This is a genomic window from Virgisporangium aurantiacum, from assembly GCF_016863635.1.
Classification (GTDB): Bacteria; Actinomycetota; Actinomycetes; order Mycobacteriales; family Micromonosporaceae; genus Virgisporangium; species Virgisporangium aurantiacum.
The window spans coordinates 185,772-209,496 of the sequence record NZ_BOPG01000048.1 but is presented as its reverse complement, the minus strand read 5'-3'; the positions used below and the strand labels follow the sequence as shown (position 1 = coordinate 209,496).

General features: G+C 70.4%; 19 protein-coding genes and 1 pseudogene. 1 reads left to right on the top strand and 19 read right to left on the bottom strand.

All coding sequences use genetic code 11. The features are described 5' to 3' along the window. Positions 1-7: 7 nt before the first annotated feature. The 18 genes and pseudogenes from Vau01_RS36420 to Vau01_RS36335 form a co-directional block, all read right to left on the bottom strand. On the bottom strand, positions 8-1,036 hold the full coding sequence (locus tag Vau01_RS36420) for an LCP family protein (RefSeq protein ID WP_204002886.1): 1,029 nt from the start codon (positions 1,034-1,036) through the stop codon (positions 8-10). A gap of 220 nt (positions 1,037-1,256) precedes the next feature. Next, a complete protein-coding gene (locus Vau01_RS36415; RefSeq protein ID WP_204002884.1) occupies positions 1,257-2,612 on the bottom strand; it encodes an LCP family protein in 1,356 nt (451 codons plus the stop codon). A 201-nt stretch (positions 2,613-2,813) separates the two neighbouring features. After that, positions 2,814-3,995: an LCP family protein gene (locus Vau01_RS36410; RefSeq protein WP_434062850.1), complete on the bottom strand. Its 1,182-nt coding sequence runs from the start codon at positions 3,993-3,995 to the stop codon at positions 2,814-2,816. Between the two features lie 100 nt (positions 3,996-4,095). Further along, positions 4,096-5,067 (bottom strand): NAD-dependent epimerase/dehydratase family protein, encoded by a 972-nt coding sequence (locus tag Vau01_RS36405; RefSeq protein WP_204002881.1) that lies wholly within the window; start codon positions 5,065-5,067, stop codon positions 4,096-4,098. Between the two features lie 73 nt (positions 5,068-5,140). After that, complete coding sequence (locus Vau01_RS36400; protein WP_204002879.1) at positions 5,141-6,781, bottom strand: monocarboxylic acid transporter; 1,641 nt, start codon at positions 6,779-6,781, stop codon at positions 5,141-5,143. Beyond that, entirely contained in the window at positions 6,778-7,113 is a 336-nt protein-coding gene (locus Vau01_RS36395) for a DUF485 domain-containing protein (RefSeq protein WP_204002876.1), read from the bottom strand. The genes Vau01_RS36400 and Vau01_RS36395 overlap by 4 nt, the downstream gene beginning before the upstream one ends. 97 nt (positions 7,114-7,210) lie before the next feature. Further along, complete coding sequence (locus tag Vau01_RS36390; RefSeq protein WP_204002874.1) at positions 7,211-8,479, bottom strand: MFS transporter; 1,269 nt, start codon at positions 8,477-8,479, stop codon at positions 7,211-7,213. 27 nt (positions 8,480-8,506) lie between these two features. Then, a pseudogene (locus Vau01_RS36385) lies at positions 8,507-9,001 on the bottom strand (flavin reductase family protein); the annotation flags it as partial. Positions 9,002-9,059: 58 nt separating this feature from the next. Next, a complete protein-coding gene (locus tag Vau01_RS36380; RefSeq protein WP_204002870.1) occupies positions 9,060-10,529 on the bottom strand; it encodes a sodium/solute symporter in 1,470 nt (489 codons plus the stop codon). Then, positions 10,526-10,918 (bottom strand): DUF485 domain-containing protein, encoded by a 393-nt coding sequence (locus Vau01_RS36375; RefSeq protein WP_204002868.1) that lies wholly within the window; start codon positions 10,916-10,918, stop codon positions 10,526-10,528. Before Vau01_RS36375 ends, Vau01_RS36380 begins: the two co-directional genes overlap by 4 nt. 45 nt (positions 10,919-10,963) lie before the next feature. Further along, positions 10,964-12,439 carry a DUF4153 domain-containing protein gene (locus Vau01_RS36370; RefSeq protein ID WP_204002866.1) on the bottom strand — a complete coding sequence of 492 codons (1,476 nt, stop codon included), beginning with the start codon at positions 12,437-12,439 and terminating at the stop codon, positions 10,964-10,966. 901 nt (positions 12,440-13,340) lie between these two features. Further along, positions 13,341-14,333 carry a HAMP domain-containing sensor histidine kinase gene (locus tag Vau01_RS36365; RefSeq protein WP_204002863.1) on the bottom strand — a complete coding sequence of 331 codons (993 nt, stop codon included), beginning with the start codon at positions 14,331-14,333 and terminating at the stop codon, positions 13,341-13,343. After that, a complete protein-coding gene (locus tag Vau01_RS36360) occupies positions 14,330-15,022 on the bottom strand; it encodes a response regulator (RefSeq protein ID WP_204002860.1) in 693 nt (230 codons plus the stop codon). Before Vau01_RS36360 ends, Vau01_RS36365 begins: the two co-directional genes overlap by 4 nt. A gap of 105 nt (positions 15,023-15,127) precedes the next feature. After that, a complete protein-coding gene (locus Vau01_RS36355; protein ID WP_204002858.1) occupies positions 15,128-15,886 on the bottom strand; it encodes a LytR/AlgR family response regulator transcription factor in 759 nt (252 codons plus the stop codon). A gap of 40 nt (positions 15,887-15,926) precedes the next feature. After that, positions 15,927-17,132, bottom strand: coding sequence for a sensor histidine kinase (locus Vau01_RS36350; protein ID WP_239152131.1), 1,206 nt, complete (start codon positions 17,130-17,132; stop codon positions 15,927-15,929). A 39-nt stretch (positions 17,133-17,171) separates the two neighbouring features. Further along, the gene (locus Vau01_RS36345; protein WP_204002856.1) at positions 17,172-18,680 is read right to left on the bottom strand and encodes a sugar transferase; all 1,509 of its coding nucleotides are present in this window, start codon (positions 18,678-18,680) and stop codon (positions 17,172-17,174) included. A gap of 203 nt (positions 18,681-18,883) precedes the next feature. Further along, positions 18,884-20,323, bottom strand: a complete 1,440-nt coding sequence (locus Vau01_RS36340) for a DUF2142 domain-containing protein (protein WP_204002854.1) — start codon at positions 20,321-20,323, stop codon at positions 18,884-18,886. An 11-nt stretch (positions 20,324-20,334) separates the two neighbouring features. Continuing rightward, a complete protein-coding gene (locus tag Vau01_RS36335; RefSeq protein ID WP_204002852.1) occupies positions 20,335-21,192 on the bottom strand; it encodes an Fpg/Nei family DNA glycosylase in 858 nt (285 codons plus the stop codon). Positions 21,193-21,227: 35 nt separating this feature from the next. On the opposite strand from Vau01_RS36335, the gene Vau01_RS36330 reads away from it, so the two are divergent. Next, complete coding sequence (locus Vau01_RS36330; protein ID WP_204002850.1) at positions 21,228-22,373, top strand: glycosyltransferase; 1,146 nt, start codon at positions 21,228-21,230, stop codon at positions 22,371-22,373. Between the two features lie 31 nt (positions 22,374-22,404). Here Vau01_RS36330 and Vau01_RS36325 read toward each other — a convergent pair whose 3' ends face one another. Further along, the gene (locus Vau01_RS36325) at positions 22,405-23,679 is read right to left on the bottom strand and encodes an MATE family efflux transporter (RefSeq protein WP_204002847.1); all 1,275 of its coding nucleotides are present in this window, start codon (positions 23,677-23,679) and stop codon (positions 22,405-22,407) included. Between the last annotated feature and the right edge of the window lie 46 nt (positions 23,680-23,725).

Sequence of the window (23,725 nt, the reverse complement as noted above, 5' to 3'; positions counted from 1 at the left end):
GTCGAGCTTAGAGCGTGTTGACCCATTGGGGATTCGCCGTCACCCAGTCGTCGAGCGTGTCGTTGACCATCGCCTCGAACAGGCTGGTCGACGCCTCCAGCGGGTAGATGTAGGCGATGCCGCCGAGCATCACGGGCTCGGACGGAATCTGGATACCCATGATGTTGGTCGGCCTGATGTCGCGCAGGCCGAACATGAGCGCGTCGAGCGAGGTGCCGCCGGTGTCGACGGTGAGCGTGCCGGCGACGGCCCGGACCAGCCGGTCGAACAGCAGCGGGTTGCTGGTGATCCCCTCGTCGCGGGCCTTGCGCATCAGTGCCTGCAGGAACTGCTGCTGGTGCCGCATCCGGCCGTAGTCGCCGTCGGGGAGGCTGTACCGCTGGCGCACGTAGTCGAGCGCCTGCCAGTGGTTGAACTCACGGCAGCCCGGCTCGTACACGATCGGCGTGCCGCCCTCGCGGGGATTGACCAGTTCGCCGTTCGGGAGGCGGGCCAGGTGGGCGCTCACCACCCGCTGGTCGACGCACATCTCGACGCCGCCGAGCGCCTTCACGACGTCCTGGAAGCCCATGAAGTCGACCATGGCCGCGCCGTCGAAGCGGATGCCGATCATCCCGGAGAGCGTGGTCGACAGCAGTTGGACGCCGCCCGACCCGAAACCGCCGCGCTCGTAGGCGCCGTTGATCTTCTCGTAGCTGCCGGTGAAGTCGGTGGCCGCGAACGGCGGAATGTGCACCCGCAGGTCGCGCGGGATCGAGATCAGGTAGACCTTGTCGAGCGTGGCCGGCACGTGAGCCACGATCATCGTGTCGGTGCGCTGGCTGGTGTCGTCGCCCGGGCGCAGGTCGGAGCCCAGCAGCAGGTAGTTGAGCGGCCCGACGATCCGGGTGGTGTTGCGCCGCGGAGCCTCGGCCCGGGCCTCGTCGGCCAGCAGGGTGTCGCGCTTGACGCTGTTGTCGTACCGGTTGGCGAGCACCTTGCCGGCACCGATCAGGCTGCCCGAGGCCAGGATGAGGAGGACCCCGAACCCCACCATGAGACGCGCCCAGAGCGGATCGCGTCCGATGAGCTTCTTTCTTGGCCTGACCTTGATGTCGGGTGCGACGCCCTGCCCGGGATAGCGCTTCGGGCGTACCGGAAACGGACGGGGTCTGTGGGTTCGACCCACCACCCTCGCCAACGACCGCACCGACCTGGACGTAGCCGCCTCCCCCTGCCGGGACAATTAGTACCCCGTCAGGCAGCCGTCGAAAAGGTCAGGCCCCGGCGTTGATGAAATCGGGATTTGCGAGCACGAAGTCACTGACCGTGTCGTCGGCCATCGCCTTGAACATCTGGAGCGTCTTCTCGTTCAGTTGTTCACAGTCTTCGCCGTTGCACCTGACCGAGTTGAACTGGCCGCCGTTGGCCTTGAGCAGCACAACGTCGCTGTCGGCGAGGTCCTTCACCGTGAACAACCAGTTGTCGACGCTCGCGCCGCGCAGGTCGACCGTGAGGGCCTCGCCGCCGGCCTTGACGATGCCGAGCGCCTTCGTGGGGTTGGTGCCGAGCCCCTGCGCCTTCGCCTTCTTCGCCAGCGCCTTGAAGAACTGCTGCTGGTGCCGGGCGCGGCCGTAGTCGCCGTCGACGAGGCTCTTGCGCTGGCGCACGTAGTCGAGCGCGTGGGCGCCGTCGAACGTGCGGCACTCGCCCGGCTGGTAGACGGCCGGCTTGCCACCGTCGTTCGGGTGCTTGAACTTGCCGGTCTTCGGGTCGGTGCCGAAGTGCTCGGAGACCACCGGCTGCGTGGTGTCGACGCACATGGCGACGCCGCCCAGCGCGTCGACCACCTTGACGAAGCCCTGGAAGTTGATGATTCCGCCGGCGTTGAACCGCAACCCGGTGAGGCGCTGCAGCGTCAGCGCGAGCAGTTCGAACCCGCCCTCGCGGCCGCCGCCGTTGGCCCAGCCGTGCGCGAACGCCGCGTTGACCTTCTCGCGGCTGCCCCGGAAGTTGGACTTCGGGTACGCCGGGATCTCCACGAACGAGTCACGCGGGACCGAGAACACGTACGCGCCCTTGCGGTCTTCCGGGATGTGCAGGATCAGGATCGAGTCGGACCGGACGAGGTCGTTGCCCTGGGGCCGCTCGTCGATGCCGACCATGAGGATGTTGAGCGCGCCCTTCAGCGCCTTGGCGCCCGTGGCCGCGCCGGCACCACCGAGCAGCGGCGCCTTCTCGACCCCGCTGGTGGCCTGGTAGAGCAGGTACTTGCCGCCGACGATCGCGCCGCCGCTGAAGAGCATGAGCAGCGCGCCGAGAATGATGGCGAGCCGGGCCCAGAGCGGGTCGCGCCGCCGTCGCGGAACCGGGACACCCGCCGGACCGCCGGGCCGCCGGCCGGCGCCGTTGGTGGGTGGTCGCCCGCCGTTGCCGGGCCGGTTGCCGGGGCCACCGGGGCCACCGGGCCCGCCGCGCCGGCCGCCGGTGTTCTCGAACTCGATCATGAACTCGTCGTCTGCGTAGATGTCACCGGTGCGGCCGGAGCGGCCGCCGTACACCGAGCCGGGCGGTGACCCGACCGCGGCGGCGTTCGGCCCGTAGGGCTGTCGCCGGGTCTGAGACTGGGTCATTGCGCCTTCTCCTGGCTCGTTGACGCTCGGTCGGACGTACTTTCACGCTCGTTCCATCAGCCGGGTCATCCACGGGTCAAGTCCGCGACACACGATGGCGCGTCGCGGACCTGAACGCGAGGTTACCTTGGAACCGCCGAGCTAGGGCAGTCCCTCTTTCCATACGCAACCGAGCCGCTCTTGGTTTGGTTGCGATTCGCCCTATTTTGTAGTGCCACTCGGGGACGGACTCGCGTTCGCCGCGAACCAGTCCGCCGCCTTGTCATTCTTGATCGCCGCGTAGAGCGCCTTGCCCTTCTCGGTGTCCGGCATGATCACGTCTTCGCCATTGACCCTCTTGCTTCCCACGTTCGGGGCCACGGAAAACACGAGGTCGTCGCTGCGGATGCCGCGGAAGGTGAGGGCCATGTCGAGGATCGACAGGTCGTTGTCGACGGTCACCGCCTGTGCGGTGGCCCGCAGGAACGAGTTCAGTTTGGCCGGGTTGCTGATCGTGCCGGTGCTCACGGCCTTGTCCATCACGGCCTTCATGAACTGCTGCTGGTGGCGCATCCGGGCGAAGTCACCCTCGGGGAACTGGTAACGCTGACGCACGTAGTCCAGCGCCTCCGCCCCACCGAGATCGGCGTTGCCCTTCTTGAACTGGCGGTACGGCGGGTGAATCGACTTCACGTCCTGCTCGATGTACATGTTGACGCCGCCCAACGCGTCGACGACCTGCTTGAAGCCGCCGAAGTCGATCAGCACCACGTGGTCCATCCGAAGTCCCGTGAAACCCTCGACGGCCTGGACCGTCAGCGGAAGGCCGCCCCACGCGAACGCCGCGTTGATCTTGGCCTTGGTATCGCCGAGCGACTTGTCGGTGGGGCTTTCCGGGATGTAGACGTACAGGTCACGCGGGATCGAGATGAAATAGACCTTCTCGTGGTTGGCCGGGATGTGCGCGATGAGCATCGTGTCGGTGCGCCACTCGCCGGCCTTCGACTTGTTGTCCGGATCACGGGAGTCGCTGCCCAGCATCAGAATGTTGAGCGCGCCCTCGACCGCCTTCGCCGGCCGGTCACCCCGGATGCCGGCGAACGGGTCGGTGCGGTCGACGTCGTTACTCACCGAGCGGTAGTAGAGGTAGCCGCCGCCCACGCCGATGAGGCTGAGCACCAGCAGGAAGACGCCGAGCACGAGGAAGATCCGTCCCCACCGTGGCCGCCGCCCACCGGGGCGCGACCCGACCGGACGGCGCGGCCCGCCGGGACCGGCCGGCCCACCGGGCAGCCCGACACCGGCACGGCCGGCAGAAGCCGACGCTGTGCCACGCGGAGGGGGAACGGCAGCTGAACCGACGGTCGCCCGCCCGACAGGGCGGACAGCAGGGGAACCGGACATGAGTCAACAGTAGGGAGGCCTTCCCGGATCGGCCCGCCAAGCGATGGGGCAAGGCACGAAGCCGGGAGACCCTTACGGAGCGTCCCTCAGGGGGCTCCGGTCAGCGACTGCGGAAGTACTCGATCGTCCGGCGTAGGCCCTCTTCGGGGCTGACCTGCGGCTCGTACCCGAGCAGCGTCCGCGCCAGCGTCAGGTCGGGCCGGCGCTTCTCCGGGTCGTCGGCGGCGCGTTCGGCGGTGAACACGACCTCCGAGTTGCTCCCGGCCAGACGCGCGATGGTCTCGGCCAGCTCACGGACCGTCATCTCGTACTCGGTGCCGCAGTTGATCGGGCCGACCTCGTGCGAGTCGAGCAACAGGAGGACGCCGCGCACCAGGTCGCCGACGTAGGTGATCGAGCGGGTCTGCGCGCCGGTGCCGTGCACGGTGATCGGCTCGCCGCGCAGCGCCTGGTTGACGAAGTTCGGGATGGCGCGGCCGTCGTCGGGGCGCATGCGCTCACCGAAGGTGTTGAAGATCCGGACGATGGCCACGTCGGCGCCGTGGTAGCGGTGGTAGGCCATCGTGGCGGCCTCGCTGAAGCGCTTCGCCTCGTCGTAGACGCTGCGCACACCGGTGGAGCTGACGTTGCCGCGGTACGTCTCGGGCTGCGGGTGCACCAGCGGGTCGCCGTACGCCTCGGAGGTGGAGGCCATCAGGAACCGGGCGCCGTCGGCCACGGCGCGGTCGAGCAGCAGCATCGTGGCCACCGAGCCGGTCCGCATGATCTCCATGGGCAGCCGGGCGAAGTCGGTGGGGCTGGCCGGCGACGCGAAGTGCAGGATCGCGTCGAACCGGTCGGCGAGCGCCTCGTGCGACGGCAGCGGCTCGCAGACGTCGGCCTCGATGAGCGTGAACCGGTCGCTGTCGCTGAGGTGAGCGACGTTGTCCTTGCTTCCGGTGAGGAAGCTGTCGACGGCCACCACTGTCACACCGCGCGCGAGCAGGGCTTCCACCAGGTGTGAGCCGACGAACCCGGCACCTCCCGTGACCAGGACCCGGTGTCCGGCTCCATAGCGTGGCGCGATCGTCATGGTCGATACCCTACCGGCCAGTCGGGTGGACCTTGGAACCTGGCCGGGTCCAAGGTCCACCCGGGGCGTCGCCCTAGGCGGCGCCCGCGCCGGTCATGGCCCTTACCTCCAGTTCCGCGAACTTCTCCTCCGTGTCGGGGTCCTTCGACAGCAGTGTGCCGATGTATCCGCACAGGAAGCCGATCGGAATCGAGAGCAGGCCCGGGTTGTTCAGCGGGAACCAGTGCCAGTCGTGCTTGGGGAACATCGCGGTCGCGGAACCCGACACCACCGGCGAGAAGAACACCAGCACCACGGCCGAGATCAACCCGCCGTAGATCGCGGAAACCGCGCCCACCGTGGTGAAGCGCTTCCAGAACAGCGAGTAGACGATCGCCGGCAGGTTGCCCGACGCCGCCACCGCGAACGCCAGCGCCACCAGGAACGCCACGTTCAGGCTCTGCGCGAAGATCGCCAGGACGATCGAGACCGCGCCGATGCCCAGCGCGGAGATCCGGGCGACCACGACCTCCTGCCGCTCCGACGCCGTTCCGCTCTTGATCACGTTCGCGTAGAAGTCGTGCGCGAGCGACGACGACGACGCGAGCGTCAGCCCGGCGACCACGGCGAGGATCGTGGCGAACGCCACCGCCGCGATCACCGCGAGCAGCACCGCACCGCCGTTCTCCCCGCCGAGATACCGCTCACCGAGTTTCTCGGCAAGCAGCGGAGCGGCGATGTTGCCGGCTTTGTCCTGTGCGGTGATGGCCTTGCCGCCGACGAGCGCGGCGGCACCGAAGCCGAGCGCCAGCGTCATCAGGTAGAAGACGCCGATGATGCCGATCGCCCACAGCACGCTCCGCCGGGCGGCCCGCGCGTTCGGGACGGTGTAGAAGCGGATGAGGATGTGCGGCAGGCCCGCCGTGCCGAGCACGAGCGCGATGCCGAGCGAGAGCAGGTCCATCTTGCTGTAGAAGGTCTTCACCGCGTCGTCCGTCTCGACGCCGTACCGCAGGCCGGGTTCCAGGAACGCCGCACCCTTGCCGGACTGCTTGGCGGCGTCGCCGAGCAGGTCGGACAGGTTGAACTTGAACGCGGCGAGCACCAGCACCGTCATCAGAGCCGCGCCCGCCATCAGCAGGAACGCCTTGACGATCTGGACGTACGTGGTCCCCTTCATGCCACCGATCGTCACGTAGATGATCATCAGCGCGCCGACCATGATGATCGTGGCGACCTTGGCGGTGTCGGCGTCCATGCCGAGGAACGTCTGGCCGGGCTTGATGCCCAGCAGCAGCGCGACCAGCGCGCCGGCGCCGACCATCTGGGCCAGCAGGTAGAAGATCGACACGGTGATCGTCGAGACGGCCGCCGCCGTTCGGACCGGTTTCTGCCGCATCCGGAACGCCAGCACGTCGGCCATCGTGTACTTGCCGGAATTTCGCAGCAGCTCGGCGACCAGCAGCAACGCCACCAGCCAGGCGACCAGGAACCCGATGGAATACAGGAACCCGTCGTAGCCCGAGAGGGCGATGATGCCGGCGATGCCGAGGAACGACGCCGCCGACATGTAGTCGCCGCCGATCGCCATGCCGTTCTGGAAGCCGGAGAACGACCGGCCGCCGGCGTAGAAGTCGACGGCGCTCTTGGTCTGGCGACTGGCCCAGACCGTGATCCCCAGCGTGATCACGACGAAGACGAGGAACAGGACAATGGTGATATTCCGCGCGGTCATTCGCCGTCCTCCACTCGCTGCCGGAGCTTCGTGGCCAGCGGGTCGATCTTGCGGTCGGCGTACCGGGAGTACAGCCACGCGATGATGAACGTCGACGCGAACTGGAGCAGGCCGAAGATCAGGGCGACATTGATGTTGCCGACCACCTTCGTGCCCATGAAGTCCCGCGCGTACGCCGACAGCAGCACGTAGAGCGCGTACCACAAGAAGAAGGCCGCGGTCATGGGGAACACGAAGCTGCGTAACGCCTTACGGAGCTGCCCGAACTCTTCGCTCTGGGCCACCTCTACGTACTTGGATCTCTTGTTCAGATCGGGGGAGTCGATAGTCATTCACACCACCTGCGATCGTGGGGGTTGCGGTTGAACGGTGTGAACAAGACGTTATGAACGACGTGTTACAGCAGTGAAGGTCTGTTGATCTCCCTGGTCAGGCCGTGCGCCCAGCGGTGGTCGAGGTGCGCTGAGTGGCGGGCGTCACACCGCTTATCGCAGGCCGCAGCGCCCTTAGTACGTAGAGCCCACCCACGACCATCCCGATGCCCTGGATGTTGAGCAGCGTCACCGGGCCGAGCCGGTCGCCGAGCGCGGCGCAGGTCGCCGTCCCGCCGAGTGCCACCAGCGCCATCACCGTGAGCGCGGCGCCGAACACCCGCCCCCGCAGCCGGTCGTCGACGGCCGTCTGCAGCATCGTCATCAGGCCGGCGTTGGCCAGCGCCCCGGGCACACCGACGGCCGCCATCAGCACCAGTGCCGGCCATACGCCCACGTACCAGTGCGGATAGTTGAAGATCACGAGGTCGCCGGCGCCCAGCCCGATCGTGCCCAGCCCGATGAGCAGGCGCGCCGGCACCCGGTCGCCGATCACCCCGCCGAGCAGACCGCCGGCGATCCCGCCGATCGCCTGGGCCGCGACGAGCCAGCCGAGGTCACGCGGTCCGCCGTCGAGCGCCCGGTCGACGAACACCACGATCATCGTGCCCATCACCCCCTCGCCGAACGAGATGATCGCCAGGAACACGAACAGCACGCGCACGGTCGGCACGGTCCGAACCACCGCCAGGCCGCCCCGGAGCTCGCTCCAGAACCGGGCGGCCACGCCGGCGGTCGTCACGTCGGCCTTCGCGCGTGGCCGGCGGGTCCGAACCAGCACGACCAACCCCGCCGCGGCCAGGAACGTCGCGGCGTCCAGCGCCGCGACGGCTTTCAAACCGAATGACGCGGTGAGCACGCCGCCCACCGCCGGTCCGATCAGCCGCGCCAGGTTGTTGTTCAGGACGTTCAGCGAGTTGGCGCGCGCCCGTTCGTCGTCCTCGACCAGGGTCGGCAACAGCGCGTTCTCGGCGGTCAGGAGCACCTGCGCGACGCAGCCGGTGCCGAACGTCGTGGCGATCACGATCCACAGGTCGCCGGCCCGGTCGACGGTCATCAGCGGCAGCACGAGGAGCGCCTCGATCAGGGCGGCGCCGATGAGCGCGTGCCGCCGGTCCCACCGGTCCACCAGAACCCCCGCGACCGGCGCGGCCACGACGCGCGGCAGCAGCGCGGCGGCGAACGACGCCGCGGTGGCCGCGCTCGATCCGGTGATGCCGAGGACGGTGACCGGCACCGCGACCATCAGCATCCAGTCGCCGGTGATCGAGATCAGGCCGGCGGTCCACAGCAGGGTGAAGCCGCGATGCCGAAATGGAGTCGCCATGACGCCACTATGGCGTCATAATCGACGTCAGTCAACCGTCCGGTATCGACCGCGGTAGTGGACCAGCGGCTCGGTGTCGGCCACCTCCACGTCCACCACCTCCGCCTCCACCAGCACCGACCAGCCCGCCGGCCGGGTGTCGACGAGGCGGCAGCCGGCCCACGGGTGTGGCGTCTCCGGCACCGGGCCGTACGGCGTCCCGCGCCAGCCACCGCCCGCGAACAGTCCGCCGGGCGCGGGCATCAGCCCGGCGAACCGGTCGGCGAGCTGCCGGTCGCCGTCGGCCAGCACCACCACCGCGAACGTCCCGTGCTCGGAGATCGCGTCGAACAGGTCGCTCTCGGGATCGAGCAGCCCGAACACGCGCGCCGGGGCACCGTCGGCCACCACCGTCGACGACACGGTCAGCCCGGCCGGCCCGGGCGCCGTCCACAAGGTCACCCCCGACGGCAGCCGACCCCGGAACCGCCGCACGGGAGATCGCTCCCCCTCGGGCGTGGCGAACGGATCCGTGTAGTGCACAGTCACCCGCACAACGTAAACCGCGAGACACCGGGACGGCCGCTCCCGCGATCCTGGATCAGAGGCGGAGGGCGTCCGGGGCGTGCAGGCGGAGCATGATGGCGCCGACGCCCTTCGGCAGGCGATGGCGGGTGGCCAGCGAGACCACGATCATCACCGTGAACGAGAGGGGAACGGTCCACGCCGCCGGCTGGGCGACCAGTGGGCCGGCCCAGTCCGGCGCGGGCACGCCCACCACCGTCCACAGGACGGCGGTCACCGCGGCGCCGCCACCGGCGACGATCCCGGCCGCCGCTCCCGGCGCGGTCAGCCCGCGCCACCAGATGCCCAGCACCAGCAGCGGACAGAAGCTCGACGCGGCCACGGCGAACGCCAGCCCGACCACGGTCGACACGTCCAGTCCCGGGATGCGCAGGGCCAGGATCGACGGCACCACCCCGGCCACGATCGCCGACAGCCGGAAGTCGCGGACCGAGCCGCGGCCCAGGACATCGGTCGACAGGACACCGGCGACGCTCGTGAGCAGGCCGCTCGACGTCGACAGGAACGCGGCGAACGCGCCGGCCGCCACCAGCGCGCCGAGCAGCTCCCCCGCCGTGCCGGTACCGAGCGCGGCACCGGGCAGCACCAGCACCACCGTGTCGGTGCGGCCTTCGGCCGCGAGCTCCGGCGTGTAGACCCGGCCGAGTGCCCCGTACAGCGCCGGGAACAGGTAGAACAGGCCAACCAGGCCGAGCACGACCAGCGTCGTGCGGCGGGCGGCGGAGCCGTCGGAGTTGGTGTAGAAGCGGACGAGTACGTGCGGCAGGCCCATCGTGCCGAGGAACGTCGCCAGGATCAGCGAGTAGGTGCCGAACATCCCGTCGGCGTCCGGTAGCAACCAGTCCATGTCGGCCGGCCCGGCGACCGGCGGTTGGCCGTCGCCGCGCCACTGGCCGAAGAGGAACATCGCCGGCAGCGCCAGCGCGGTGAGCTTCAGCCAGTACTGGAACGCCTGCACGAACGTGATCGCCCGCATCCCGCCGAGCGCCACGTGCCCGGTGACCACGCCGCCGACCAGTAGCACGCCCACCCAGTACGGCGCGCCGGCGATCGTGAGCAGCGTCAGGCCCGCGCCCTGCAGTTGCGGTACGAGATACAGCCAGCCGATGAACAGCACGAACACGGTGGCGAGCTTGCGCAGCCGGCGCGAGCCCAGCCGCAGCTCGCAGAAGTCGGGCAGCGTGAAGGCGCCCGACCGGCGCAACGGCGCGGCGACGAACAGCAGCAGCGCCAGGTACCCGGCGGCGAACCCGACCGGGTACCAGAGCACGTCGACGCCGTCCTTGAGCACCAGGCCGGCGACGCCGAGGAAGGAAGCCGCCGAAAGGTACTCCCCCGAGATCGCGGCGGCGTTCCAGCGCGGGCTCACCGCCCGCGAGGCCACCAGGAAGTCCGACGTCGTGCGCGCCAGCCGCAGGCCGTACGCCCCGATCGCCACCGTGGCGAGCGTGACCAGGACGACCGCCGGCAGCGCGTACTGGTTCACGTTTTCTTCCGGTCGACCAGCTCCGCGAACTCGCGCTCGGTGCGCTCGGACAGCCACACGTAGGTGGCACCGACCACGAACAGGAACGGGTAGGCGACCAGCCCGAGCAGCAGCCACGGCAACGTGACGCCGAACAGGCTCGCCTCGGCGACCGCCGGCGCCACCACGAACAGCAGCGGCAGCCCGCCCAGCCCGACGGCCACCACCAGGGCGAGCCGCAACGCGAGCCCGAGTTGGGCCCGCATCAGCCCGGTGAGCAGGGCTTCGCCCACGCCGCTCTGCTCGGCGAGTTCGGTACGGACCTGCCCGGCGCGGCGGGCCCGGGCAGCGTCGGCGAGAACTATCCGAACCCGGTCAGGCGGCGGTGGGGCCGGATCGGCGGCGGCCATGCGACGCATCCTCGCTGAAGCCGCCGCTCCCGGCAACGGATGTTCTCAGGAACCTGTGCAGTAGGTGTTGCTGCCGGGCCGGTGATCGCGGGCGGCCTGCCGGCCCCAGTTGAACTCGTACCAGGCGTCGTGCTCGAGGTTCATCCGGCGCTTGATGTCCCGCAGCGCGCAGGAGCGCAGGGGTTCGGGCAGCCGGTCGAGCGCGGGCACGGCGTCGGCCGACAGCTCACCCAGGTAGTAGACGTCGATCCGCTTGGTCGCCTCGTACCGGTCGATGTTGCGGTCGGCGATCATCCCGTCGGGGTTCAGCGCCGCGAGCAGGAGCAGCATGGCGACGCCGGTACCGAACGCCGCCTTCTGCAGCCAGCCGCCCTTGCGCCGCCCGAGCGGACGCAGCCGCACGCCGTTGGCGAGCACCATCAGGAAGATCAGCCCGAACCAGATCTCACACGCCGCGACGAGCAGCCGCAGCCGGGTAAGCCCGTAGGCCTGCTCGTACGCGTTCATCCTGGCCAGCGCCGAGATGACCACCACCAGCGCGAGCCCGGCGAGCAGGCCCAGCCCGATGCGCATCGCGGCCCGGTCGCCACCGTCGCACCGCGGCGCCTTCCGGGCCGCCACCGCCAGCACCCCGAGCGTCAAGATCGTGACGACGGTGAGCTGCCAGAACCCGCCCCGCGCATACTCGGCGTAGGTGAGACCGTCGGTCTCCTGCACGTACCGGTCGCCGCCGAACCAGTTGCCGAACTGCACCGCGACGAACGCGGCGAACAGCAGGTCGAGCAGCACGATCGGCACCAGCCATTCGAGCCGCCGCACCGGCGTGCCGCCACCCTCCGCGACCCGGTCGAACGTCGGCGGCCGGGTGGCCAGGTAAACCGCGCCGACCGCGCCCCACCCGAACACCACGACCCGGGCCACCGTGCCGACGAGCCCCGCTCCGTCGACGTCGGGCAGCGCCGCCTCCAGGATCTTCGCGAACGTCGGATCGGCGCTGGCGAACAGCGCACCGAACACCACCAGGAGCGCGACACCCACCCCGGCCGCCGCGAGCAGCCGCACCGGGCGGCTGCCATCCTGACGCTTGCGGATCCGGTCGAAGCCCTCCACCCACCAGAACACCGAGCGCAGCGCCGCGAACGGAATAGCGTAGGCACCGGCGAAGAGTCCACGCGTGGTGCGGCCACCGGCGAGCGCGAGGCCGCCACAGGCAAGGGCCACGGGGACGCACAACGCGAACAACCAGCCCGCCGACCGCACCGTACCCACGGCCAGCAACGCGATGGCCGCCAGACCCCAAAGAATCCGGGACCGCGACAGCCGCACCCCTTCGGCCCGCAGCACGAACGCGATCCCGCCGGCGGCGACCAACCCGAGCAGCAGCCACCCGAGCCCGGGCCGGCTCACGGTCAACGCCGCTCCGGCCGTGACCCCGACCGCGACGCTCGCGGCAAGCGCCGCACCACCCGCCGGCGTCTCCGGCTGCGGCCAGTAGCGGCTGAAGAACGTGGGCCGGGACACCATGACCTGCCCGGGGAGCGGTGCACCGGAGTACGGCGCCGGCGCGGGCCAGACCCCGGGTCGCGCCGGCCCAGCCGGCCCGGAAGCCGGCATCGCCCCCGGCCCGGTAGCGGCCGTTCCCGGCCGTCCCGGCCCAGTCGAGGCCATCCCCGGCCCGGACGCGGCCATCCCCGGCCCGGACGCGGCGGTTCCCGGGCGAGTCGCGGCGGTCCCCGGCCCGGACGCGGCCATGCCCGGGCGAGTGCCGGCCGTTCCCGGGCCGGTCGCCGGCGTTCGTGACGTTGCCGGGCCGGTCGCTGCCGTCGCCGGGGCGGTCGACGGCGTGCCCGGGGCGGTCCGTGGTGTTGGCGGGCGGGTCGGGCCGGCCGGATGGGTCGCGCCCGGCGGGGGCGGTGCGCCGTGGGCCGCGCCACGCGATGAAGCGGTGCGGGGTGCGGCGCCGGGAGACGCGGCACCGGGCGATGGGACGCCGGGAAACGCGGCGCCAGGAGACGCGGCGCCGGGAGATGCGGCGCCGGGAGACGCGGCGCTGGGCGATGGGATGCCGGCCGGTGGGGTGCCGAGGGGCGGTGGTGGGGCCTTGGGGCCGGGTTGGCGGGGGACGGGGTCGGGGTGGGGGGCGTCGGGAGAGGTCCAGGGGGTGGTGCGGGTGCTTGCCGGGCGGGTGCCGGTGCGGCGTACGACCACGGTTCGCCGGCCGACCTGGCGGGTGCGGCTCGACGGCCGGCGGGCGCCGGTGCCCGATGGATTTCCGGCGTCGGAGGGGGCTGTGCCCGTATTCTCGCTTTCTTCCACGCGATCAGCCGGCGCCGGATCGACGGCCCGCCATTTTCCGTGTTTTACAAGATCAACCTTGGGTTCCACGTCGCCGCTCCTTTGACGGCCCGCAGCTAGGACTGGCCTAGGGGGCGGGCAGGGTTACCCGGATCCGGCACCCGACCGACGAGTCGAGCACCGCGATTGTGCCTCCATGCAGTTCCACCACCCACTGCGCGATGGCCAGGCCGAGGCCGGTGCCGCCGCCGGACGGGCGGCCGCCGCGGGTGAAGCGTTCGAACACGCGCTCGCGGTCGGCCGGGGCGATGCCCGGGCCGCGGTCGCGGACCTCGATGGCGCAGCCGCCGGGACCGACCTCGGCTGACACCGTGACCGGACTGTTCGGCGGGCTGTGCCGCACAGCGTTGTCGAGCAAGTTGACCAGGACCTGGTACAGCCGTTCGCGATCGGCGTACGCGGTCGCGTCGGCGGGTACCGAGCTTTCGAACCGCACGTCGCGGCCGGCCGCGACCGCGGACACGTGCACCTCGGCCACCACCTCGTCGACCAGGTCGTGCAGGGCGATCGGCGCGCGGTACAGCGGGAGCACGCCGGCGTCGATGCGGGACAGGTCGAGGAGTTCGGTGACCAGGCGGCCGAGGCGTTCGGTCTGGCCGAGGGCGGTCTTGAGCGTGTCGGGGTCGGCGACGCCGTCGATGATGTTCTCCAGCACCGCCTGCAGCGCGGTGATCGGCGTGCGCAGCTCGTGTGACACGTTCGCGATCAGTTCGCGGCGTTGGCGGTCGGCCGCTTCCAGGTCTTCGGCCATCGAGTTGAAGGCGACGGCGAGCTGGCCGACCTCGTCGCGCGAGGTCGCCCGCACCCGGCGGCTGTAGTCGCCCTTCGCCATGGCGCGGGCGTTCGCGGTCATCTCGCGCAGCGGCGACGTCATGCCGTGGGCGACCACCTGCGACGTCACGAGCGCGACGAGGAACGCGGTGAGCGCCGTGCGCCACGGGAAGAAGTAGTTGGTGCCGTAGACGAACACCGCGAACCCGGCGCCGCCGGACGTGAACAGCAGGATGCCCAGCTTGAGCTTGATCGAGCGGATGGAGTCGAGGGGACGGGGCAGCATCATGGTGATGTGGCCTCCAGTGCGTACCCGACGCCGTGCACGGTGCGGATCAGGTCGGAGCCGAGCTTGCGGCGCAGTGCCTTGATGTGACTGTCGACGGTGCGGGTGCCCGACGCGTCGGCCCAGCCCCAGATGTCGGCCAGCAGGCGTTCCCGGGGCAGCACCGCCCGTGGCCGCCGGGCCAGGTGCACGAGCAGGTCGAACTCGGTGGGCGTCAGGTGGGCCTCGACGCCGGCCCGGCGCACCCGCCGCTCGGCGCGGTTGATCTCCAGGTCGCCCACCAGGATCGGCGGCGGGGCGTCGGGCTCGGTTCGCGCCGCCTTCTCCATGCGGCGCAGGACCGCGTGGACGCGGGCGGTGAGCTCGCGCAGCGAGAACGGCTTGGTGAGGTAGTCGTCGGCGCCCACGGCGAGGCCCACCAGCAGGTCGGTCTCGTCGTCGCGGGCGGTCAGCATGATCACCGGCACCGGGCGCTCGGCCTGGATGCGCCGGCACACCTCGAGACCGTCGAATCCGGGCAGCATGATGTCGAGAATGATCAGATCCGGACGCGTGCTGCGGGCGGCCTGCACGGCCGACGGCCCGTCGTGGACGACGTCGATCGCGAAGCCCTCCGCCCGGAGGCGGGCGGCCACGGCCTCGGCGATGGTGCGCTCGTCTTCGACCACGAGGATCCGACGCCTGTCATCCATGCTGAGCACCTTATTCAGCGGGCGTGCGCGTAGCCGGCACACGATGTGAAGGTTTAGTGTGCCCTCTGCATAAAAGCCTGGGTGGCGGCGACGGGTTGCGCGGGCCTAACGCCAGTTTTGCTTGGCGGCCCTGACCAGGCGGTCCTTCAGTTCCCGCGTGTGCCGGCGGCTCACCGGGAGTTCCCGGCCGTCGATGCTCACCACGTAACCGCCGTTGGCGAGGCGCAGTTCGGTGATCAGGCCCAGTTGGACGAGGTACGAGCGGTGGATGCGGACAAATCCGGCATCGGCCCAGCGCTCGGCAAGCGTGGCCAGCGCCACCCGCACCAGGTGGGAGCCGTCGGACGTGTGCAACCGGGCGTAGTCGCCCTGCGCCTCCACCCAGCGGACCGAGCTTCTCGGCAGGAGGCGGGTGGTTCCGGCCAGTTCGACCGGAATGGTGGGGTCGTCCTCGCGTTCCCGGCTCGCCTGCACCGCGGGGTGTTGCGGCACGAGCCGGGCGGCGAGCACCCGGCGCAGCGACTCGGCGATGCGATCGGTCTGCACGGGCTTGCGCACGTAGTCGGTGACGCCGAGGTCGAACGCCTCGGCGGCGCGGTCGTCGTACGCGGTCACGAACACCACCGCGGGCGGCTTGGCGAACCGGCCGAGCACCCGGGCCAGCTCCATGCCGTCGAGCCCGGGCATGCGGATGTCGAGGTAGACGACGTCGATGTCGGTGTCGCGCAGGACGCGCAGCGCCTCGGTGGCGTCACCGGCCGTGTAGACGCGGGCCACCCGCCGGTCGGCGCGCAGCAGGTAGGCGAGTTCGTCGAGAGCCGGCGGCTCGTCGTCGACCGCGAGTATCCGCAGAAAGGCGCTCACGTAACTGGCCTCATTCCTAGACTGTTACATACGCGCACGGCTATGCCGCCCGGGCCCGAACCGCCGGATGGAACTTCGGGATCCGCATGCTGACCTTGGTGCCGGCGCCCGGCGCGGTCTCCACGACCAGCCCGAACGGGTCGCCGAACACCGACCGGAGCCGATCGTCCACATTGGACAGGCCGACGTGCTGCCCGGCGTCGGTCGCGTCCTCGCCGTCGCGGCCCTGCAGCACCACCGGGTCCATGCCCACCCCGTCGTCCTCGATGGTGATGTGGCACTCCGCGCCGGCGTCGAGCGCCTCGATGCTCAGGGTCCCCACCCCCGGTTTGCGTGACAGCCCGTGCCGCACCGCGTTCTCCACCAGCGGCTGCAGGCACAGGAACGGCAGGCCCACCGGCAGCACCTCGGGCGCGATCTGCAACCGCACCTGCAGCCGCTCGCCGAACCGGGCCCGCTCGATGGTGAGATACCGGTCTATCGAACGCAGTTCCTCCGCCAACGTGGTGAAGTCGCCGTGAGCGCGGAAGGAGTACCGGGTGAACTCCGCGAACTCGAGGATCAGTTCCCTGGCCAGTTCCGGGTCGGTACGCACGAAGCTCGCGATCGCGGTCAATGCGTTGTAGATGAAATGGGGACTGATCTGCGCTCTGAGCGCCCGCAGTTCGGCGCGCGCCAACCGGGCCCGTGACGTGTCCAGCGCGGCGTGGGCAAGCTGGGCCGAGACCCAGGCGGCCGTCTCCATCGTGGCCTGCACCAGGCCGGGTGCCACCGGCCCCGCCGACAGCGCCACCAGCGCACCCGGCCGCGGCGAGCCGGTGGACTCCGGCGGCTCCAACGGGACCAGCACCGCGCCGCGCACCTCGCAGTCGATGCGGTCGCAGGCCAGATCCGGGTGGCCGAGCACGGTGGACCGGCCCGAGGTGACCACCTTGGCGGCGGCCATTGCCACCTGCTCCTTGTGGTGCTCGCCGGCGCCGTCGTAGGCGAGCAGGCGACGGCCGTCGCTGATCGCCAGCCCGGTGGCGCCGGTGAGCGTCCGCAGGTGCCGGACCGCCTTGGCCGCGGCCGCGTCGGTGAGACCGGCCCGCAGCGGCTCGGCCGCCAGCCCGGCGATGTGCAGGACCTCGTAGGTGGCCCGCTGGGCGGCGGTGGCGATCCCCCGCCGGCTGCGCATCCGCACGACCGCGTAGACCGCACCGATCAGGGCGGCCAGCAGCACGACAACCGCGAGGGTGGCAGTCACGAGCCTGATCCTGCCGCCCTGCCGGTCTTCCGGGAAGGTCTAGTAGGCGCCCTTGCTGCGCAGGACGACGCCGATCGTCCGCCAGAGGATGTGCAGGTCGAGCACCAGCGACCAGTTGTCGACGTAGTACAGGTCGAGCCGCACGGCGTCGTCCCAGGAGAGGTCGGAGCGTCCGCTCACCTGCCACAGGCCGGTGATGCCGGGCCGCACGAGGAGGCGGCGGCGCACGTCACCGAGGAAGTCACCGTCGTCGGCGGGCAGCGGGCGCGGCCCGACCAGCGACATCTCCCCCATCAGCACGTTGATCAGCTGCGGAAGTTCGTCCATCGAGGAGATCCGCAGGAACCGGCCAGCCGGGAACACCCGCGGGTCATTCGTCTTGATCTTGAAGAGCATGCCGTCGGTCTCGTTGAGATCCTTCATCTCCGCGAGACGGTCTTCGGCGTCGACGTACATGGTGCGGAACTTCCACACCCGGAACGTCTGGCCCTCGCGGCCGGTGCGGGCCTGGCGGAAGAAGATCGGGCCCTTGTCGGAGAGCCGGATCGCCACCGCGATGGCCAGGAACACCGGCGAGAGCACGATCAGCCCGAGGAGGGCGATCAGCCGGTCGAGGAAGTTCTTGATCAGCCAGCCGATGCCGGAGATCTTCGGCTCTTCCACGTAGAGCAGCGGAAGACCCTCGACCGGACGGATGTGCACCCGCGGGCCGGCGATGTCGGTGAGCTGGGGCGCCACGACCAGGTCGACGCCGGTGCCCTCGAGCTGCCACGCGAGCCGCCGCAGTTCGCCCGGCTCGGTGCCGGCCGCTCCCCCGCAGACCGCGATCGTGTCGGCGTTGTACTCGGCGACCAGCGACGCGACGTCGCGGCCGGCGTACACCGGCACCGGGGTCGGCCGTCCGTTACCCGTGGTGTAGCCCTCGGTGAGCGCGATCGCCACCGGCATCAGCCCGGCGGACGGGTTGCGGGTGATCGCGTTGTACACCTCGAGCGCCTCGGGCAGCGTGCCGACGAGCACCATCTTGTGCGTCGCGATGCCGGCCTTCTGCCGCAACAGGTGCAGCACCGAGCGGGCCAGGAAACGCAGCAGCAGAATGCAGCAGAGACCGCCGAGCAGGGCCACGCCGACCGACATACGCGAGAGGTCGCGCTGGCTGGCGAACGCGAGGAACGCGACCACCGCCACGATCGTCCAGGACGCCCGGACCACCCGCTTGAACTCGTCGGTGCCGACGCCCAGGTAGCGGCGGTCGTAGGCGCCGTGGCTCCAGAGGACGATCACCCACGCCGCCGGCAGCAGCACCAGGGTGACCAGGCGCAGGAACGCGGGGTTGAAGAGGTCGGAGCCGGCCTTGGTGGGGAACAGGTTCACCGAGATCAGGTCGGCCATCATGGCGGCGCCGAAATCGAGAAACACCAGGGCGACCAGGTAGACCCGGTGCCACGTCGAGGCCGGACGGGTGCGCGACCAGCCGACGCGCGGCACGCCGCCGGTCTGCAGCGGCCGGTCGGGGATGATCTCGAAGCTGTCAAGCATGGGTTGCATGGCGGCACTTCGTCGCGGTGACGCAGTCGGACGTTGGAGGCTGGTCGTCACGAAGTTGCGTCCTCCCCGTATGCCCGCATCGCGACCGGTTGCCACGGCTCTTGGTACGCCACCTCGGCGGCTTTGCGTTCACGGCGCCCTCTGTTTGAAACAAGGTCGAGTGTGCCATGGCTCGCACGCACTCCGGTGACGACTGGCCGACCCTAATCGGCCGGCACTGTGCGTGTCGAGCCCCGGGTGCCGGTCGGAGATTCGTCACTATCAGTGACAGGACGGGCGGTCCAGACCAGCAAACCCACCCCCACCAGCACCGCGAGCAACACCATTCCCGCATTCACCGGTGGCGACCACGATCCCCCGAACGGAGAAAAACTCGCTTCGATGCCGACGCGATATCGCGACAATGCCCGGACGAGCGCGTACAGGTGCACCGGCGCCGTCGCCGCGACGAGCGCCATCGGCACCCATCGCGGTACCCGACCGGTGTCCCCGAGGACGAGCGCGGCGATCAGCACGGCGCCCACCAGGATCGGCAGCGCGTAGCGGCCGTGCGAGAACCAGTTCGCGGTCGGCACGAAGTAGAACTCGAGCGCCACGAGCAGCCCGAAGCCGGCCACGATCAGGCCGACGATGATCAACCGGACCCGCCAGGTGGCGTACCACAACGCGGGCAGCACGACGGCCGCCACCAGGCCGTACCAGAGCAGGATCGCCAGCGGCGAGATCGTCGTCTCGCCGTACCCGAACTGGCCGACGATCTGCTTGATGTAGAACTCGAACCGGTGCTCGACCAGCCCTCGCACGATCCCGCCGAACCCCAGGCCGGTTTTCTCACCGGGACCTTCGCCCACCACCGGCGAGCGGGCGGCCAGCACCCAGGCACCGAACACCACGAAACCGGCCAGCACTCCCCCGCCGAGCCAGCCGCGAAGGTCCCGCCGGAGCTTTCCGAGCCCGACGAACAGCCCGACGGCGACCAGGTCGACTACTACCAGTACAGGGCCGATGTGGCGCACAGTGATGAGCGCGAACGCCGCAATCGCCGCCCAGACCATCGACGCTCTGTGGGGTTCCCGACACAACAAGCTCGTGAACAGCAGCACCGCCGCGCAGATCTCCAGGCCGTTCGGGTTCAGCGAGCCGGCCAGGTTCACCACCATCGGCGTGGCGACCAGCGCAATGCCGGCCACCACCAACCGCTTGCCGGACCGCACGGCCAGCCACACCGAGGCGGCCAGCAGCAACGCGCACAGCGCGGCGGAGAGCAGCCGGCTGAGCACGATCCCGGTCAGGTTCGGCCAGATCTTCAGCGGCAGCCCGACGGCGAGGTAGTAGACCGGGTTGTACCGGGCCACGTACGTCTCGATCTCGACGTCACCGGTCCGGCGGTCCGGCCGGAGGCAGGTCGCCGGCTGCGGGTCGTCGCTGGTGCGCATGCACTCCGGGTTCTCCGGCAGCAGCGTCCCGGGAACGGTGTAGGTCTGCTGGTTCGGCCCGTGCGGCTGCCATTGCATGTCGACGGCCGCGTACGCCCGCACGATGTGCTGGCTCTCGTCGTAGGTGCCGTTGGGCGGGAGGGCACCGGCCCACGCCCCGGAGAGGAGAAGGAAACCGGCAAACGCCAGCCAGAAGATGCGCCGCACGGGCGCCGAGGTTACTTCACGAGCCGGGAGAGCCGCCGATCGGCGAGCGGTTTGCCGTTGGTCTGGCAGGTCGGGCAGTACTGGAGGCTCGAGTCGGCGAACGAGACCTCGCGCACCGTGTCGCCGCAGACCGGGCACGGCAGGCCGGTGCGGTTGTGCACCGCCAGCCCCGACCGCTTCTCCCCCTTGAGCTTCGCCGCCTGCTGCCCCACCGACCTGGTCACCGCGCCGGTGAGCACCTTCCGGGTGGCCTCGTACAGCCGGGCCATCGCCTCGTCGGAGAGCTTGTCGGTGATCGCGAACGGCGACAGCTTCGCCGCGTGCAGGATCTCGTCGGAGTACGCGTTGCCCACGCCGGAGATGATCGACTGCTCGGTGAGCACGCCCTTGACCTGGCCGCGCTTGGACCGCAGCGCCGCCGCGAACTCCTCCGGCGTCGCCGCCAGGGCATCGGGACCCAGTTTCGCGACGCCGGGCACCAGGGCCGGGTCGGTCACCAGGTAGGCCGCCAACTTCTTCTGCGTACCGGCCTCGGTAAGGTCGAACCCGGAGCCGTCGTCGAGGCGCACCCGCAGCGCGATCGGTCCCTTACCGGGTTTGAGCGGGGTCGTGCCCAGGGAGTCCCGGTAGTGCAGCCACCCTGCCCGAGCCAGATGGATCACCAGGTGCAGATCACCCTCGACGTGCATGTCCAGGAACTTGCCGTGCCGGCTGGCGCCTTCCACGCGACGGCCGTGCAGCGCGCTCACCGGCGGGTCGTACGTCTTCAGCGCGCTGATCGCCGACACGTCGACCCGGTCGATGGTGTGGCCGGCGGCGCGTTCCCGCAGGAAGTCGGCCAGGGCTTCGACCTCGGGCAGCTCAGGCATGGTCCCATCTTGCCGCCGATCGCCGGGAAGGCGCCATGAAGGTTGTCATCGCACACAACCGTTACGCGAGTGGAGCGCCGTCCGGCGAGAACGTGATCGTCGACGCCGAGATCGAGCAGTTGCGGGCCGAAGGGCTCACCGTGCTGCCGTTCATCCGCTCCTCCGACGACATCTCCGGCCTGCCGGCGGTGCAGAAGGCGCTGCTCCCCGCGTCGCCGATCTACAACCGCTGGGCGGCGCGCGACCTCGCGGCACTGCTCGACCGGGAACAGCCCGACGTATTGCACCTCCACAACCCGTATCCGCTGCTGTCGCCGTGGGTGGTGCGGGTGGCGCAGAAGCGCGGCGTGCCGGTGGTGCAGACGGTGCACAACTACCGGCAGATCTGCGCGCCGGGCACGTACTTCCGCGACGGCGGGTTGTGCACGGAGTGTCGCGGCCGGAGCTTCGGCTGGCCGGCGGTGAAGCACGCCTGTTATCGCGGGTCACGGCCGCAGAGCGCGATCATGGCGACGACCCTCGCGGTCCATCGGGGCACCTGGCGGGGCGTCGACCGTTACGTCGCGTTGACCGCCGCGATCGCCGACCACCTCCGGGGCTTCGGCGTGCCGGCCGACCGCATCACCGTGAAGCCGAACTCGTTGGCCGACCCGGGACCGCCGGCCGCGCTCGGCACGGGTTTCCTGTACGCGGCCCGTCTGGTCGAGGAGAAGGGCGTCAAACTTCTGCTGGATGCCTGGTCGCCGTCGTTCGGCACGCTCCGCGTCGCCGGCGACGGACCTTTGCGCGACCTGGTCGCTTCGCGATCCGACGTGGAATACCTCGGACCACTCGACCGGGCGGGCATGCGCGCCGCGTTCGACGCCGCGTCGGCGGTCATCGTCGCCTCGCTGTGGGCCGACGTGCTGCCGACGATCGCGATCGAGGCGCTGGCCGCGGGGCGGCCGGTGCTCGGCACCTCGATGGGCGGCATCCCGTGGGTCGTCGGCGACGCGGGCTGGATCGTGGACCCGTCCCGGTTCGCCGACGGCCTCGCGCAAGCCGCCCGCGACCTCGCCGACCCGTCGACAGCCGCCGCGCTGAGCGCCAGGGCGAGGTCGAGGTACGAATCCACCTTCACCCCCGCCGCCGGTGCCAAGGCGCTGGTAGACCTCTACCGCGATCTTGGACGATCGTCGTAGTCAGGGCTACCACGATCGTCCAAGATCGCGGTCATTGGAGTTGCAGGCGGCGTTTCGGGCGGCGGACCGGCTTGCTCGCCGGGTCTTTGCGGAGGGCGTGGCGGTAGAGGACCAGGGCGGCGGCGAAGCCGACGCAAGTGCCGGCGACCAGGCCCCACGCGGCGAGCAGGAGTTCCCCGGTCAGCGCACCCACCACGAGGCCGGTCACGCTCGCCACCGCGAACACCACGTACTGCACGAACTGCAGCGGACCGCGGTGCATCCCGCGCAGCGCGGCCAGCACCGGCGCCTGCAGCATGTAGACCGCCGCCTGAAGGAGCACGGGCCAGGCCAGCGGTGCGGCGTCGGCGTAGCGGGGGATCAACGGGAAGATCAGCTGGGCGAGCAGACCGCCCACCAGCACCAGCGCCACCGCCAGCGCGGCCAGCGGCGGCATCACCTTGCGGAGGAGAACGTTGACCTGCTCCTTCGCCATGACCGCCGCCTTGCTCAGCCGGGGGACCAGCAGGCTGGTGATCGCCTGGTTGAAGTTCTGCACCGGCTGGAGCACGGTGACCTGCACCATCCGGAACAGCGCGATCGCGCTCTCCGACAGGCCGACGCCGATCAGGAACGTCACGGCCAACGTGTGCACCTGCCCGACCACCGCCGTCGCCGTGAACCAGCCGGCGAGCCGCCGGGTCCGCGCCGGCCAGCGCCGGGGGTCGCCCCGCCAGGGCAGAAAGCCGCCTCTCAGGACATACCCGGCATAACCCGCCAGGCCGCCGAGCCCCCAGCACAGCACGAGCCCGCCGGCCGTCACCCGGTCACCGATCGCGAGCGCGACCACCGCCGCGGCCTGGACCACGACGAGCCCAAGATCGTTGACCAACGCCTGCTGCTGCCGGGCCTGGGCGAGCAGCGAGTAGCGGGCGGTGTCCTGCAGCATCACCACCGGCATCACGAGCGCGACCCACCCAAGATCCGGTAGATCAGCGCCAAAAGCTCGCCACGTCATAAAAAGGACGAAAGTTGTGAACAGGCCACAAAACAGAGCTGCGGCCAGCCCCTCCCTGATCAGACGATCACGGTCGGCCGGCTCGAACCGCGGCGCCAGCGCGAGCAGGACCTCGCCCACGAACGCCCGGTTCAGGGAGATCGCCGCATAGCCCACAGCCAGCGCGAGCACCAGCAGGCCGGCCCGGCCGGTGTCGGGGAGCAGCAGCAGCGCGACCAGGCTGTTGCCGGCGTTGGCCACCGCCACCACGACCTGATCGGCCAGTCCGGCACCGACCAGCCGCGCCCCTCGGCCGCGCAGCAATTTCACCGCCGAACGTTATCCCGAGGTAGCACGATGGGGGTCGGCGGACCGG